At 46.9% G+C, this 14966-nt stretch carries 15 protein-coding genes and 1 pseudogene; 8 read left to right on the top strand and 8 right to left on the bottom strand.

All coding sequences use genetic code 11. From position 1 onward, the window contains the following. Positions 1–1813, top strand: a 1813-nt coding sequence (locus tag OEY58_13215; GenBank protein ID MDH5326414.1) for a multicopper oxidase domain-containing protein, incomplete at its 5' end; no start/stop codon positions are given. 124 nt (positions 1814–1937) lie between these two features. Here the strand turns inward: OEY58_13215 and OEY58_13210 are convergent. The 4 genes from OEY58_13210 to OEY58_13195 all read right to left on the bottom strand — a co-directional run bounded on the left by OEY58_13210 (position 1938) and on the right by OEY58_13195 (position 4543). Further along, a complete protein-coding gene (locus OEY58_13210) occupies positions 1938–2570 on the bottom strand; it encodes a DUF1287 domain-containing protein (GenBank protein MDH5326413.1) in 633 nt (210 codons plus the stop codon). Between the two features lie 12 nt (positions 2571–2582). Beyond that, positions 2583–3470: a dienelactone hydrolase family protein gene (locus tag OEY58_13205; protein MDH5326412.1), complete on the bottom strand. Its 888-nt coding sequence runs from the start codon at positions 3468–3470 to the stop codon at positions 2583–2585. Positions 3471–3569: 99 nt separating this feature from the next. Further along, a complete protein-coding gene (locus tag OEY58_13200; GenBank protein MDH5326411.1) occupies positions 3570–3839 on the bottom strand; it encodes a PilZ domain-containing protein in 270 nt (89 codons plus the stop codon). A gap of 68 nt (positions 3840–3907) precedes the next feature. Beyond that, on the bottom strand, positions 3908–4543 hold the full coding sequence (locus OEY58_13195) for a protocatechuate 3,4-dioxygenase (GenBank protein ID MDH5326410.1): 636 nt from the start codon (positions 4541–4543) through the stop codon (positions 3908–3910). Positions 4544–4856: 313 nt separating this feature from the next. Between OEY58_13195 and OEY58_13190 the strand changes: the two genes are divergently transcribed. Next, positions 4857–5762, top strand: a complete 906-nt coding sequence (locus OEY58_13190; protein ID MDH5326409.1) for a sulfotransferase domain-containing protein — start codon at positions 4857–4859, stop codon at positions 5760–5762. 54 nt (positions 5763–5816) lie between these two features. On the opposite strand, the gene OEY58_13185 is transcribed toward OEY58_13190, so the two are convergent. Together OEY58_13185 and OEY58_13180 are read right to left on the bottom strand one after the other, a co-directional pair. Beyond that, positions 5817–6392 (bottom strand): DUF1287 domain-containing protein, encoded by a 576-nt coding sequence (locus OEY58_13185; GenBank protein MDH5326408.1) that lies wholly within the window; start codon positions 6390–6392, stop codon positions 5817–5819. Between the two features lie 76 nt (positions 6393–6468). After that, positions 6469–6633: a hypothetical protein gene (locus tag OEY58_13180; GenBank protein MDH5326407.1), complete on the bottom strand. Its 165-nt coding sequence runs from the start codon at positions 6631–6633 to the stop codon at positions 6469–6471. A 205-nt stretch (positions 6634–6838) separates the two neighbouring features. Here OEY58_13180 and OEY58_13175 point away from each other — a divergent pair, with 205 nt between their 5' ends. Next, on the top strand, positions 6839–7807 hold the full coding sequence (locus OEY58_13175) for a TAXI family TRAP transporter solute-binding subunit (GenBank protein ID MDH5326406.1): 969 nt from the start codon (positions 6839–6841) through the stop codon (positions 7805–7807). A gap of 10 nt (positions 7808–7817) precedes the next feature. Beyond that, a complete protein-coding gene (locus OEY58_13170) occupies positions 7818–9527 on the top strand; it encodes a TRAP transporter fused permease subunit (GenBank protein MDH5326405.1) in 1710 nt (569 codons plus the stop codon). Between the two features lie 4 nt (positions 9528–9531). Here OEY58_13170 and OEY58_13165 read toward each other — a convergent pair whose 3' ends face one another. Beyond that, complete coding sequence (locus tag OEY58_13165; GenBank protein MDH5326404.1) at positions 9532–11496, bottom strand: response regulator; 1965 nt, start codon at positions 11494–11496, stop codon at positions 9532–9534. A 23-nt stretch (positions 11497–11519) separates the two neighbouring features. Here OEY58_13165 and OEY58_13160 point away from each other — a divergent pair. Next, positions 11520–12005, top strand: a pseudogene (locus OEY58_13160) (substrate-binding domain-containing protein). Here the strand turns inward: OEY58_13160 and OEY58_13155 are convergent. Continuing rightward, positions 11999–13021 carry a hypothetical protein gene (locus OEY58_13155; protein MDH5326403.1) on the bottom strand — a complete coding sequence of 341 codons (1023 nt, stop codon included), beginning with the start codon at positions 13019–13021 and terminating at the stop codon, positions 11999–12001. The pseudogene OEY58_13160 and the gene OEY58_13155 overlap by 7 nt on opposite strands. A 250-nt stretch (positions 13022–13271) precedes the next feature. Between OEY58_13155 and OEY58_13150 the strand changes: the two genes are divergently transcribed. The 3 genes from OEY58_13150 to OEY58_13140 all read left to right on the top strand — a co-directional run bounded on the left by OEY58_13150 (position 13272) and on the right by OEY58_13140 (position 14879). Then, complete coding sequence (locus tag OEY58_13150) at positions 13272–13685, top strand: bacteriohemerythrin (GenBank protein MDH5326402.1); 414 nt, start codon at positions 13272–13274, stop codon at positions 13683–13685. Positions 13686–13863: 178 nt separating this feature from the next. Next, positions 13864–14277 (top strand): bacteriohemerythrin, encoded by a 414-nt coding sequence (locus OEY58_13145; protein ID MDH5326401.1) that lies wholly within the window; start codon positions 13864–13866, stop codon positions 14275–14277. Between the two features lie 188 nt (positions 14278–14465). Continuing rightward, positions 14466–14879 carry a bacteriohemerythrin gene (locus OEY58_13140; protein MDH5326400.1) on the top strand — a complete coding sequence of 138 codons (414 nt, stop codon included), beginning with the start codon at positions 14466–14468 and terminating at the stop codon, positions 14877–14879. The last annotated feature ends 87 nt before the right edge of the window (positions 14880–14966 follow it).

Raw genomic sequence — 14966 nt, 5'->3', positions numbered from 1 at the left:
CAGCACAGGCAACTTCACGATTTCCCTGAGTGTATGGGATAGCGCGGGCAATACCGACCCCACACCGGCAAGTGTCACTGTCAGTGTTGGATCACCCGGCGTCAATCAAGCACCCAATGGCAGCATCAGTCATGATGATGGAAGTGGCTCCCCCGGCACCCTTGGCGACCTGGACATTGTCACTGGTACGCGTGTTGTCTATTCCGGTTCCGCTATAGATCCGGAAGGCGATCCGATTAACTTTACCTGGACACTGGACGGAACCCAGCCTACAACAGCCGGCGGCAGTGGCCCCATTTCCGTACGTTACAATACCCCCGGTACCTTTAGCGTACGGTTATCCGTATCCGATAACCAAGGCAACACCGACCCATCGCCCGCCATAATCAATGTAAGAGTAAACCCTGGATTTCAGTATTTACCCTTAATGCACGACGAAGACGGCAATCCCAATAATACAACTGCTCGTTACAGTTTAAGTGTTGATGACAATGTGAATGTTTCCGTAATGACGCCTACGGCGACTTGGACTACCAGTATGATGCGCTATAACAACCTGCATCTGCCCCCGGTCATAAAAGCCAGACGCGGTACCAGTTTGACATTCAATGTGCGCAATAACCTCAATGAAGCCACCACTGTTCATTGGCACGGTTTTAAAATCCCGGCGGCCCAGGATGGCGGTCCGGATATGCCCATCAACGCCAGAGCCTCGCGCAACTATAACTACACATTGGTTCAGCCCGCTGCCCCTTTGTGGTTTCATCCCCATGTACATGAGTCCACTGCCACCCAGGTATACAAAGGTTTAGCGGGAGCGCTGATTGTTACTGATGACATCAGTGACAACCTCGAAGCCACCGGGGCCATTCCATCAGGCGACGAAGATATCGCCTTTATCCTTCAAGACCGCAGCTTTGGACCGGATGACGGTACCGGTAACCGTCCCTTGGTCTACCAGGCTGGGATGATGGGACAAGTATTAGGTATGTTGGGAAATCGCATTCTCGTCAATGGCGTGGAATTTCCTACTCTGAATGTAAGCACCCGCCAATATCGATTTCGAATTTTTAATGGCTCCAATGCAAGAACCTATGATGTCGCACTATCGAATAATGCCTTTTTTAAAGTCATTGCCACTGATGGCGGATTGCTGGCCACCCCGGTAGACACCAATCATGTCATGTTAAGCGCCGGTGAACGGGCAGAAATTGTGGTCGATTTTCGTTCCCTCCAACCCGGCGATGATGTCGTTTTACGCAGCCGCTCTTTTCCCGCAGCCGGTATGATGGGAGGCTCCCTGCCCAACGGAACCGCATTTGACATTATGCGTTATAAAATAAATACAACCAGCTCTGATCCGGTGGTGTTATACACCCAATTACCGAATAACGCTGAAATCCGGCAACGGCTGACTTTGGCCGACGCCACGGCATCGCGAAGCTTCGAAATGACGATCAACATGACGATGATGAGCATGCAGTTCCTCATTAACAACAAAGTATTTGATATCAATCGCGTTGACGAGCTTGTGGCAAACGGGGCTACTGAAGTTTGGTCTATTACCAACAGCTCCATGATGGCCCATCCATTTCACGCTCACGCCATTCAATGGCAGGTTCTGGACCGCAACCTCGTACCCGCCTCAGGTATTGATCTGGGCTGGAAAGACACCGTACTGGTACAAGCTAATGAAACGGTACGCATCATCGGCCGCTTTGATCCTGTGGTTAACCGCGGCAAATATATGTACCATTGCCATATTCTGGAACACGAAGACGCCGGGATGATGGGGGTATTTGAAGTGCAATAAGTCGGGCAATGAAGAAGTACCGTAAGGAATGCAAATCGTTCAGTCCCACTAGGGGCATATAAGAAATCGTGTCATCCCACAAATACCGCAAGCGGCACGATTGTCGTTTGATGAGATGGGTATGTTACGGATACATACGCCCAAACCCCATAAACACCCAACCGCGTTGGATAGGGGATGCGCTGTCGTTTTCTGAAGCCACCAGCGTTTTTGGTGCCGATTCCATTACTTTAAATCGATTGCCCTTAACCTCGGACACCAATACTACATGGGTGATGATTTTATCCTCGGCTTTTTTATAAAACGCCAAATCGCCTACCCTGGGTTTGTCTTTGTAGAGTCGTTGATTCGCCTTAAAATAAGCATACAGGTTGCGAGCACGACGATGAAAATAGGGGTTGCCGGGCTTATTGCCTCCACCGGAATCGTAATGGGCGGTGTGTACTGTAAAATCCCGGCGCAACAAAACCTCCAATGACAATCCGGCCAACCCGTAAGCGATATTGGGCACATCACTGCACACGATAAAACCTAAACGTCCACCGATGTTGTCATGCTGCCCCATGAATGGATCATACAAGGTACCCGTCAATGAACGAGCGTGCGCAACCACCTGTGATAACGGCGGTAATTCCGTGCCGCCGTTTGTAAAACGTTTGGGGCCTTTGTAGCTGACACTATACCAAACTAATGGAAGAACAATGACCAACAGTACGGAAAGTTTTTTTATTATTCTGATAACTCTTAATTTGCTCATCCTGTTGTTTGTCTATTTCACCTTTAAGTGCTTTTTTATGAAATCAGCCGTTCGCTGCATCGCATCTTTTGCCGCCAAATCATCCGCGAAAGTTCGAACCGTTGGCGGACGAAAATCAAATCCTCGACCAACGCCTGGATAGATGATCAAGTGCGCATCGCGCCCTTTCTCTCGCAAGGACTCTATCCCCATCATAATGGGACGCTGACGCTGGTACTGATCGTGCTCGCCAAAATAGACCATCACAGGGATTTCCAGTTTATCAACTTCAGGAGCATAACGATACACTTGCATAGGTTCCGCCGCATTAGGGTCCTGCCAATGAGGATAATATGCAACATAACAAGCCACCTGACTCTGTTTGCCTTTTGTCACTAAGGCTTTCAAAGTTATATACCCTCCTCGGGTATGAGACACAGTACATATTTTTTTTGTAGAGATATCTTTACGACTAAGCAAATAATCGATTGCGGCGGCTGAATCATTTTCGATTTCATAGTCATGTTCAATAGGATATTTTTCAATAAATCGAGCACTGAACACATCCGGCGCCAATACTACAAATCCCCTTGCCGCCAGGCGTAAAGGATGTAATTTGGTTAAATCGTCAATGCCTCGACGGCCATGCTGAAACAGCACAGCTGGGAATTTACCTTTAGCTTTAGGCCGGAACACTAACGCGTTGACTTCCACGTCACCGGACTTAATTGTGACTTCCGTTTGCACCACTTCGTAGTTATCGGGCTTACTCAGTTTTCCCTGATCCCACCAAGCTTCATCCCACCACAGTTTCTTCTCATCAGCTTTATCCTGCGGGTATTCAACTGTTACCCAGCCTTGATGAATGGCTTGCGCCAAAGAACTAAACAGCAACAGGGCTGTAACTAAAGCCAACCTCATGATAATCTCCTGATTGATTTTTTATTTCTTTTCGTACACCGGGGAAAAATCTGCAATAAAATTGCACCGTTAAGAAATCCGTCATAACCAAGGTTAGGTTCAGCCTGCATCACTTTCGAGAAACTTCAATCCCAGACCAGTCGCTTCCATACGCACCACCTCAGCTTCAATCTCGGGACCTTCTACCATCATCCCTTGTATTTGCAGCACCACAACATCACCCACTTTAAACAGGTGCAACTCCTCCGTCTCCAAAAATACCCCACCGGCGGACATATCCCGTAGAGTGACCATATATTGGCCCAGGGAATGTACCAGTTTGACTTTGGCCTTACACGGCGTTCGGGCATGCATCCGATTTTCTTTCATTGAATCCCTCAACTTAGATTTTACCTAAGCTTAGTAGTATTTTGTTTATTCTTCCTTCTGGTCTGCGCTTAGCTTGAGGCCAGTATGATGGAAAACAAAAAAGTATCGGCATCCTCCCCTGCTTTGGCAATCAACATATGCTGTTGATCTTTAGCAATATTTTGTAGAATAAAATCGGAGCGGTTAAGTTTTTCGGCCGGGAAGTACATTTGTGTGGTTAAGTTCGCAAAGCCGCTTTTTCTCACCTTAAAATGAATGTGTGGCGGGCGCAACCAACCGGGTCCGGCCGGGTAAATTCCCGGATAGATTGTTTTAAAACGGAACTCGCCCTTAGGCCCGGTTAGCACCTCTCCCCATCCCTGAAAGTGAGGATCCAAACGTGCGCGCACATTGGGATCACGGGGATGATGGTAACGTCCCCAGGTATTGGCCTGCCAAATTTCCACTACAGCATCCTGTAGAACCGCACCTTGAGACGATAACACCGCACCTTGTATTTGGATAACCCGACCTTGGGCCTTGCGTTTGCTTCCACGGATTTGAGTTAAATCCAGGTCTTTATCCCGCTGTTCCTGTACGGGATAAAATGGCCCTTCGGTTTGAGCCGGTGTCATCAAACCGGGCCGTGCGCTAACACCCAAGGGTATTGCTCCAATCAACCCCAATAATTGGCGTCGCCGCTGTTCAAAAGACGTTTTTCTCATAAAGACCGACCTGCTTTCTCAACATTGCGTTATTGTAGAGCGCGCCACTGCAGACGTCCACCGTCCCCCTGAATTGCTCAGTATGCAAACATTGTCCTAACACAACGTCCTAACACAACGTCCTAACACAACATCCTCTAACACAGCGGATCCGACACCCATTAATTATGCCATATAATACAGCACGTTATATAGACTTTCTCTGCGTGACCTGGACTCCCGGCAAATATACCCTTCCCATAACATGAACAACGCAGTATGATTCTCTACTCAGCTGCATTTGTTAAAATATTAAAGAATTAAAGAGGCATTTATGTTGGATCCGAAATGGGGCAGCCTCAGTCCCATGCATGACCCCAGACTACTCGCCAATTTTCAACCGCGAAGCACCGATGTCTTGATTACCACCGCTCCCAAAACAGGCACCACGTGGTTACAACAAATTCTGCATCAACTGAAAACCGGCGGTGATGAAAATTTTCACGCCATCGGTGATGTGGTCCCCTGGTTGGAACTGCCCGACCCAAATAAATCCTGGCAACAGACCCTGGAAGAATATGAAGCTATGGAAAATCCCAGATTGTTCAAAACACATTGCAACTACGAACAAACTCCGGGTTTTGGTCAGGTAAAGTGCATCCTAACTTCCCGTGATCCCCGGGATTGCTGTGTCAGTTTCTACCACCACAGTAGAGATCTGACCGACGAGGCCAGAAATCAATACGACATTATTCCTCCCCACAGCATGGAGCAGTTCCTGGCCTATTGGTTTCGCTATCCCGTTTGGTACCACAATGTGCGTAGTTGGTGGCCCTATCGTGCTCATCCGCGTCTATTATGGCTGCGTTATGAGGACCTGAAGCGGGACTTAAACAAGGCGATTGATAGTATTTTGGCCTATCTCGGTTGGACCTTGGATGGGGACAAACGGGAACGAATATTACAACTGTGCTCTTTTGAGTGGATGAAACAAAACAGCATTAAATTCAGCCGTCAAAACGGGGACAAACCTCTGTTTAAGCCGGGCGGTTTAATTCGACAGGGTGAAGTAGGCACCTCACGACAGGTCCTGACCACGGAACAGGAACAACGCATTTTGAATAAGGCTTACGAATACCTGCCGGCAGAATGCATTTCCTTTCTCGGATTACCACCACCTTTATCTCAGCTGGACCTGTCTCACGACATCCAGTTACGGGCCCGCCAAAGCGGGATTTGATTTGCTTCATCCTGAAAGACGAACCGGCGGGTTTTATTGCTCCTAACTCTATATCTACTGTGCAACATACCCGCCGGTAAAACGATAGTGACCGGTTATTTTATAGTCGAACAACATATCATCCATTTTCGGTCCGGCACCGATATTGTGTACAATCAAGGGACGTTTGCCATCAGCGGAATATTGATCAACAACAATACCAATATGAGGCAGGTTGCGGGGCAACATCCAAGTGACCAGATCACCCGGCTTGTAGTCCTTTCCCTCCGGTGTTACCGGTAACGTTTTACCGTAACGCTTGAAGAACGTCTGCAGGTTAGGTACACGTCGATGGTCAATGTTACGATCGGGTTTACGCAACCCCCAAATACGGCGGGAGGGGTAGGCTTTGAAATGGGCTTGCATGTCCTCATGCACCAGTTTTTGTAAATCAATTCCCAATTGGCGGTAACTGCGTATCACCACATCGGTACAGACACCGATGTGGGCCGGCACATCACCATTGGGATAAGCGATAGCCCGGTAACTGCCATCGTAACGCACCGAATGTTGCGTACGTTGTTTGGCGGCGGAGATAAATGCCGAAACAAAAGAGGATTTTTCTGCCTGGACCACAGACGGTCCTGGCACAAGCAAAACCATGAATAAGATAATAACAAGAGACTGCAAACAAACTCTAATTACAAACAACAAACCAAAACCCTTCTTAGCCTCTCAGATCTCGCAAAAACCGGTCGGTATAAAAAAATACTGCAAAAAAAACCACAAAACAAATGAAGGTGGTAATACCGGTTGAAAACACATCGTTGGCGGCACTGCCCACCACCCAAGTCACCACGCTGGCCAATGCGAATGCCGTCATGATACTCATCTCAAATCCTCCAACCTTGCTGAGCTATTCTGCAACGATGGATTGAGTATAGCCACCGCTCTCCTTCGTGTCACTTTTTAACCATACGGCAACCCAAACGACGGATGTACTATAATAAACAGTACTATAATTGATTGTATGTGACAGATTTCGCATTATTTCTGTACTGGGCTGGTAGTGAAAATAAACACAATGGAGGCCGGTAATGTTAATTAAACGAAAGATTGTGGCAGTCGTCGGTTTTGCGTCAATACTCACAACAGCACTCACCCCCGCATGGGCTGCCAAGCGAATCGTCTTTAGCGGAGGCCCGGCCGGTGGAACCTTTCAGGTGGTAGCCAATGCAATTCAGGTGTATGAGCCGGTTAAAAAACTCAAGCAATACACCATCAAAGCACAATCGTCCGCAGGATCAGTGGAGAACCTCAGAAAACTTAATAAAGGCAAAGCCCATTTTGGCGTAGTGTATTCCGGGCATGTGTATTTGGGCCGGAACGGCGACCTAAAAAACGATAAGAAAAAGTACGAAAAGGTCTTGGCAGTCTCGTACCTGTACGGGGCCCCGGCACAGCTGATTGTACGTGCCGACAGCGGAATCAAAAGCACCAAGGATTTGGTGGGGAAAAAAGTCGGTGTGGGCAATGCAGGATCCGGAGCCTTTGCCAACTGCGAACTGTTTTTCTCACACATGGGCATATGGGATAAAATCGAACGCAACGCCATGGGATATAACGACGCCGCCAATGCCTTTGGTAACAAACAATTGGATGCATTCTGGTTGTTTACCGGCTTTCCCAGTGGCGCCGTGATCATGGCGGCACAAACCAATGATATCGCCCTGGTCGATTTAGGGCGGGATGCGGAGCAAAGCGGCTTTTACAAATCTTACCCCTATTTCTCCAAACTCAGTGTTCCGGCCAATACATACAAAGGGGTCCGTTCGGAAACACCCTCCTTCCAGGACTCTGCCTTGTGGGTGGCCAATGCAAAAGTTCCGGATCAACTGGTGTATGACCTTCTGAGTATTGTCTATTCAGAAGCCGGCCTGAAACACATGGTGAGCCAGAAGAAAACCTTCAAGGAAATGAGCGTAGCTTCCGGTATCAACGGCATCGTCACTCCCATGCATCCCGGCGCCATCAAATTCTGGAAAGAAAAAGGTATATTGAAATAACGTCGTCATCATGTATGACCGACTCCACAAATTCGAGCAACGCGTCTTCGACGCTTGCTCGATCAGTTTGGTGCTGTTTTATTCCTATGCAGCAATCATAGAACCCGCAGCGACTCAGTATCACCGCGGCATCTATGTACTGGTAACCTATGTTCTGGCATTTCTCATCTACCGCTCCCAAAACCTTTGGTTACGATTTTTGGATTATGGGCTTATTTTGCTTTCAGTCGCCAGTATAGGCTACTGGATCATCAATTTTGAAGCGATCAACTATCGTGCCGGTGCGGAAACCTCCCTGGACACAGCAATGGCCATAATCGGCGTTCTGTTGGGTGTGGAATTGGCTCGACGGGTCGTGGGTACGGTTTTTGTCGTGCTGGGTGCCATTATGTTGTTGTATGGTGTGTATGGCGAATATGCACCGGAAATTATCTCCCACGCCGGAGACACTTTCCCGGAATTATGCACTTCCATCTTTTTTAAAAGTGACGGTGTGTTTGGCATTATGGCGAATGTTTTGGCGACCTACATTTTACTGTTCGTCATATTCGGCGCATTCCTGGAAAAAAGTGGTGCGCAACGGTTTTTTATCGATTTCCCATTAGCCGCAGTAGGCCATAAAATCGGCGGTCCGGCCAAAGTGTCGGTCATCGCCAGCGGTTTGTTTGGTTCCATCTCCGGCAGTGCCATTGCGAATACGGTATCCACTGGCGCATTCACTATCCCCATGATGAAAAAAGCAGGATTTAGACCTCATATTGCAGGAGCCATTGAGCCGGCGGCATCCATTGGCGGTATGTTCATGCCACCCATTATGGGAGCCGGCGGATTTATTATGGCCGAATTAACCGGAATGCCCTACTCAGAAATCATGATCATCGCTTTGTTTCCGGCATTGATGTATTTCTTCAGCGTTTATATCATGGTGCATTTCGAGGCCAAAAAGCACAATATCGTCGGAGAAAAAACCGATGTGCGCGCTGTGGATATTTTTAAGAAACAATGGTATTACACCCTGCCACTTATTGTAATTACTATTTTCATGCTATCCGGATTTTCTCCGGGGTATTCGGCAGTCCTGGGACTGATCGCATGTATTGCGGTAAGCTGGTTCCGTAAGGAAAACAGAATCGGTCTGCGTGAATTTGTTGAAGCCTCCAGAGCCGGAGCTCAAAGCAGCCTCAAAATTGGTGCAACGGTGGGCGTAATCGGCATTATAATCGGTGTATTAACCTACAGCGGTTTAGTACTGACTTTTGCCGATATCGTCATCGAACTGGCTGATGGTCGTCTGTTCCTGACTATTGTTTTAATCGCTTTAGCGTCGCTAATATTGGGTATGGGCGTACCCGTTACTGCGGCTTACCTGATCACCGCTGTAGTGGCCGTTCCCGCGCTTACCCATTTAGGCGTCAATGAAATTGCCGCACATATGATTGTGTATTGGTTGTCACAGGATTCCAATATCACCCCCCCGGTTTGTATTGCCGCCTATGCCGGAGCCACTATCGCCAAAGCCAATATGTGGAAAACCGCATTTTCCGCATTTAAATTTGCCAAATTTCTCTATCTGGCACCGTTTCTTTTTGGCTATGTCCCCGGATTCAGCCTGAATGGTTCTGCAAGTGACATTGCCATTTCCATGGTTCTGATAGCCGTAGGAACTTATGCCTATTCATGGTTGCTCAGTGGTATATGGCTAAAACGTGGTACCGACTAGGAAATCAATGCAATAAATGTTTTACCCGACGCAGTAATATGTCCGAGTTCACCGGTTTTTGTAATCGTTGTTGGTGCAGCTCTCGATCAGCCGAATTATCACTCAATTTTCCGGTGTAACCGCTGATCATCTGAATTTTCACTTCCGGATATTTTTCCCGCACCACCTTAGCCAAATAATATCCATCCATCTCAGGCATCAACACATCACTAAGCATCAAATCCACATGTTCCCTTGCCAAAATATCCAAGGCCTGTAATCCGCCCTGCGCTGTGAGCACCCGATACCCATTGGTACTCAATATCACCTCTTCCAGGTATACCAGCGAGGGTTCGTCATCGACCACCAATATGGTACCCTCACCACTAAGATCTTCACTCGTTGTCGTTGCAGCATCGACAACCTCCCCTTCGTCCATGCGCTGATAGCGGGGAAAATAGATTTCGATATGCGTTCCATGATGTCGAATAGAATTCACCTTTATTGCACCGTTGGACCGTTTCACAAATCCGTAAACCTGGCTCATTCCCAAGCCCGTACCACTTTCCTCTTTGGTAGAAAAAAACGGTTCGAAAATTCTTTGCAAGGTTGTTTGATCCATTCCAACACCATTATCTTTTAATTCCAGCAAAACATAGTCGCCAGGCTCAATTCCCAAAGACATAGCAGTTTCCCGCGCCAAATGTGTATTTCCGGTTGAGATAGTTAAATGTCCACCGTCTGCCATAGCATGCATGGCATTGATACTCATATTGACAACGGCGTCTTCCAATTCGTCCTTATCCAACCATACCGGCCATAATCCGGTTCCTAACTGCAGTTCCAACTGAATACGAACCGTTAAGGTTTTTTCCAGCATGTGCTTCTGCTCGCTAAGAATATCGTTTATGAGCGCTCTACCGGCGGTAGTCGCATGATCTCTGGAAAAAGCCAGTAGTTTCGCAGTGAGTTTCCGCGCCCGATCCGCCGCTTGGTAAATTTGTCCCACATTGTTTACCCATTTTTCGTTACCGCTTAGCTGCTGCTGTAAAAGTTCTGAATAACCCAGAATAACGCCCAACATATTATTAAAATCGTGTGCTATACCGCCGGTGAGTTGACCCAAAGAATCCAACTTTTGATTATGGCGTAACTGCTGATCCTTGAGCATCTGTTCGCTGACATCCTGCATAGTTCCCAACGTGATAGCAGGTTCGTCTTTGGTATTAAAACGTGTCTCCGTATAAACACGCACATACTTGGTATTGTCTCCCAACACGATTCGGTGAGTCACATCAAAGGGCAACTTGGTTTGCATAGAACGATTAAACGCCGAGTTCACCATTTCCACATCGTCCGGATGAATTCTTTGCTGCACTAGTATTGCATCCGGTTTAGTGATAGACCGTTCCAATTCCAGGATGTGATAGATCTCCTCAGACCATTGCATCTCATTGGTTTTATGATCCAGCTGCCAATTGCCGATTTTCGCCAGTGCTTGAGCATTTTTAAGTTGCCGTGTCGTTTGTTCCAATTCCTCAGAACGGGCTTGAATGGTATTAACCATATGGTTCAAAACATTACCCAAAACGCTGATATCATCATCGCCGGATGCGACGTCAAAACGAGGATAGGCTTTTTTGGAGTTTATGGAAGCTTGTCGCGCCAAATGCCTTAACGGCTTGGTGATCAACGTATTTATCCAAAAAACTCCAAAAGCAATGGCTATGACGGCTGTGAGAAAAAATATTAACACCAGAGAAACCAGCGTTTGATTTTGCACATGAATCAAATCCTTCATTGGCAGGCTCACATACAAATAATGGACCTCACCGCCGATCTCCCAGGAATAGACTTGTGCGAAATGTTCTTGGATTTGCAGTAATTGGGAACGATTTACGGAACCGTATTTCAACATGGTCGTGGCCAAATCCTTGCGCGAAAAAACAACCTCACCTGGATTAACTGTACGGCCATCGGCCAGCAACATAGAAACCCGATTTAGTCAGTCACCTCAAAGGTAGGGGCCATATTTTAATGCTGCAGGGCATACCCAGTACTACCACGGCCATTAACCGCACCAATGGATTTAAATTCGCGATTCAAAATCATAAAAATATTCGAGTGACCACCAAAGTGGCCAATTACTCGCGGGTGGAAGCCATTCATGTACTTCAAGAGTTATTGCAAAAAGGGCAAACATTCGATGCCATCTATGCGCAAAATGATGCCATGGCGGCCGGAACCAGAGTCGTTCTTAAGCGGGCGGGGATTAACCCTGCTGACATTCCCACGGTAGGAATCGACTACCTTCCGGAAACACGAACCGCCATCCTAAACGGTGAACAGCTGGCCAGTTTTACCTATCCTACTTGCGGGAAAGCGGGTGTTAAAGTTGCCATGGATATACTTAATGGCAAATCGGTACCTCGATATATTAAAGTGGATTCGCAACTGGTAACACGGGAAAACGCAGAACAAATTGAACCGGTTTATTGAGAGTCGGTCAACTCACATTCCAATTCAGACAAAATCTTGCGCAGATTTAAGAACGAGACGCTTTCCTCCCCCCCTTTACGTTTTTTGGAATACACCACCTTACGTTTTTTGTGGTCTACCATAACAATAAAAACCGGTAATCCGGCTGTAGCCAGCGTATCCAGTAAAGACTCATTCTGTAATGCCTCTAAGACCGCATCAAATGTGAAATCGGAAATATGCGACACAATGAGTCTCAATGCGGCTTTGACCGGTCCATCCGCTTTGCGCTCCAAGGGTATAGGAGCAGCTTGCGTAATTTCTTTGGCTTCGGTCCTGATTTCTTGCTTGAGATCTGGTACCGGCTTGAGATCTGGTACCGGCTTGGGTGCCGGTATTGGCTCTGACTTTGGGTCTGGCTCTGGCGGTTGCGAAATGGGTTTTGACAGTTCAGTAACCGCTTCGGGTCTTGAATTTTCTATGGACTTCGACACCGGTTGTGATGCGGCTACGCTTTTACTGGCCGGAACCGGCTCAGGCGACTTTACGTCAACATCCGGGTGTTGTTCCAGCAGTGACAACAGGGGTTCAACCCCCCAATACACACTGTCATTGATACTGGCCAGATTAAGCCGGGCAGTGGCCCGATCTACCAGTCCAAGCTGATAGCCTAACAGCAGTACTAATGCGGTCATCCCCGTCTGTTTGCTTTTGGCATTATACAGCTCAGTAACCAGTTTGTTGGCTTCTTTACACCATTGAATCAGGAGCATAGCCAGCAGAGCTTCATAATCCATGCTCTGCTTCCAAGATTCCTGGGGGCGAACCAAACACTTGATGACCGAATGGGCCACTTCCTTATCCCGCGCCATTTGCTTCAATTGACGATGAGATTCTTCACCCGACACGAATCCTTTCTGATACAGAAAAGAAGCCGCATTGTCACACAAGCTTTTAACTATCTTAAAAAAATCGGACACCGCCCGTTCTTCATCGTCGGTGGAAATGGGTTTGAACGTTATAGGTGATGTTGTCATAAACCTACATTTGTCTAGCGTTTAGGCATTGGTTTAGGCATTGTGTAACCGTACACAATTTAGGCCAAGTCTGCGTATACCACAGACGTCCTTTGTATAACGTCGCCCCTACCGAGTTTATTTCACAAACCAGTCACATATTCATCACATCGAAATTCATACACTTTTTACAATGCGAATATCAATGTGCTGCGGTAATTCCCGTTAACAGAGTGTGAATCACAAACAACTCTCTCTAGGAGGAAACGGAATGGCCAAATTCGTAGAATGGGATCAATCGTTGGACGTAAAAGTCGGCGATATGAACAATGAACACAAAATCTGGATCAACTATATCAATACACTGCACGAAGAGGTAGCCAATAAATCCAACAGCAACGCCGTCATGCGTGCATTTGACAATATGGTGGATTACACTCTGAAGCACTTCGGCGATGAAGAAGAGTATTTGAAAAAAATCGGTTATCCTCTGTTTGACGAGCACAAAAAAGCTCATGAAGACTTTCTGTCCGAAATCCGCTCCAGTCAACGCAATTTGAGCAGCAAAGGTGAGCTGGAAAAACACTTCTTTGCTGACCTGAAAGGCTGGTTGGTACGTCATATCAAAATCGTGGATACCCAATACGGTAACTTCACTGAGCGTATGGAAAGAAAAGCCGGCTGATAGCCCGTCCATTTCAATAACCATATAAAGTGGTGAAATTTCATCGCTTTATGTGGTTATTCGTTTAGAATGCCCTTCCTCCGCTTTAAATCCCGCAAAATACCTTAGTAATTTACTAAAGTTTTAACATTTCAGTCCGACATTGTTAACTGTGTGAACTAAACCTGAGGACAAGTCTATGAGCAAATTTGTAGAATGGGATCAATCGTTGGACGTAAAAGTCGGCGATATGAACAACGAACACAAAATCTGGATCAACTATATCAACGCGCTGCATGATGAAGCCGCCAAAAAGTCCAGTAGCTCGGTTGTGATGCGAGCCTTCGACGCCATGCTGGATTACACCGTAAAACACTTCGGTGATGAAGAAGAGTTTTTACAAAAAATCGGATACCCGCTTTTTGACGAGCACAAACAAGCGCATGAGGATTTCTTGGCGGAAATCCGCAGTAGTCAACGTGCTCTCAGTAGCAAAGGTGAGTTGGAGAGAAACTTCTTTGCCGACCTGAAAGGCTGGCTGGTACGGCATATTAAAATCGTGGATACCCAATACGGAAACTACACCGAGCGCATGAATAAAAAAGCCGGTTGATTCGTCGGCGGGGGACCTGCAAAGTCACCCCGCCGCAATTGTGCAATGGCTCCTCTTCAATAAGCTTAGTTTTCATTCAATATTAACACTGCTCCAAGCAAGGGCTTTAGGCGGAATGTTACTAAATATTTAACACCTCACGCCGATATTGTTAATTGTGTGAACTAAACCCTGAAGAGGACAAGTCTATGAGCAAGTTTGTGGAGTGGGATCAGTCGCTGGATGTTAAAGTCGGCGATATGAACAATGAGCATAAAATCTGGATTAATTACATTAATGCCCTGCATGACGAAGTAAGTAAAAACAGCAATGCCACTACGGTGGGCCGTGCGTTTGATGCCATGTACGATTACACACTCAAGCACTTTGGCGATGAAGAAGAATATTTGAAAAAAATCGGTTATCCCCTGTTTGATGAGCATAAACAAGCGCATGAGGATTTTCTTAATGAAATCCGAAACAGCCAGCGCAAGCTTTCCGGCACCGGCTCCCTGCCGGATACGTTCTTCATGGATTTGAAAGGATGGTTAATCCGCCATATCAAAATTGTGGATACCCAATACGGCAACTACACAGAACGCATGAACAAAAAAGTCGGTTAAGACTGACCAAATTGCAGAGCAAGTCTGACCTGGCGTCAGACTTGCTTCTTTACGTTGGATTAAACCCGTCTATTATTCGACCGGCCA

Source organism: Gammaproteobacteria bacterium (assembly GCA_029882975.1).
Taxonomy (GTDB): domain Bacteria; phylum Pseudomonadota; class Gammaproteobacteria; order SZUA-152; family SZUA-152; genus JAJDNG01.
This window is presented reverse-complemented; position numbering and strand designations above follow the sequence as displayed.

Bases quoted from the DNA above. Each gene is read 5' to 3' on its own strand.
- OEY58_13210 (MDH5326413.1), bottom strand. From the start codon at position 2,570: ATGAGCAAATTAAGAGTTATCAGAATAATAAAAAAACTTTCCGTACTG.
- OEY58_13205 (MDH5326412.1), bottom strand. From the start codon at position 3,470: ATGAGGTTGGCTTTAGTTACAGCCCTGTTGCTGTTTAGTTCTTTGGCG.
- OEY58_13200 (MDH5326411.1), bottom strand. From the start codon at position 3,839: ATGAAAGAAAATCGGATGCATGCCCGAACGCCGTGTAAGGCCAAAGTC.
- OEY58_13175 (MDH5326406.1), top strand. From the start codon at position 6,839: ATGTTAATTAAACGAAAGATTGTGGCAGTCGTCGGTTTTGCGTCAATA.
- OEY58_13190 (MDH5326409.1), top strand. From the start codon at position 4,857: ATGTTGGATCCGAAATGGGGCAGCCTCAGTCCCATGCATGACCCCAGA.
- OEY58_13165 (MDH5326404.1), bottom strand. From the start codon at position 11,496: ATGTTGCTGGCCGATGGCCGTACAGTTAATCCAGGTGAGGTTGTTTTT.
- OEY58_13155 (MDH5326403.1), bottom strand. From the start codon at position 13,021: ATGACAACATCACCTATAACGTTCAAACCCATTTCCACCGACGATGAA.
- OEY58_13195 (MDH5326410.1), bottom strand. From the start codon at position 4,543: ATGAGAAAAACGTCTTTTGAACAGCGGCGACGCCAATTATTGGGGTTG.
- OEY58_13150 (MDH5326402.1), top strand. From the start codon at position 13,272: ATGGCCAAATTCGTAGAATGGGATCAATCGTTGGACGTAAAAGTCGGC.
- OEY58_13140 (MDH5326400.1), top strand. From the start codon at position 14,466: ATGAGCAAGTTTGTGGAGTGGGATCAGTCGCTGGATGTTAAAGTCGGC.
- OEY58_13145 (MDH5326401.1), top strand. From the start codon at position 13,864: ATGAGCAAATTTGTAGAATGGGATCAATCGTTGGACGTAAAAGTCGGC.
- OEY58_13170 (MDH5326405.1), top strand. From the start codon at position 7,818: ATGTATGACCGACTCCACAAATTCGAGCAACGCGTCTTCGACGCTTGC.
- OEY58_13180 (MDH5326407.1), bottom strand. From the start codon at position 6,633: ATGAGTATCATGACGGCATTCGCATTGGCCAGCGTGGTGACTTGGGTG.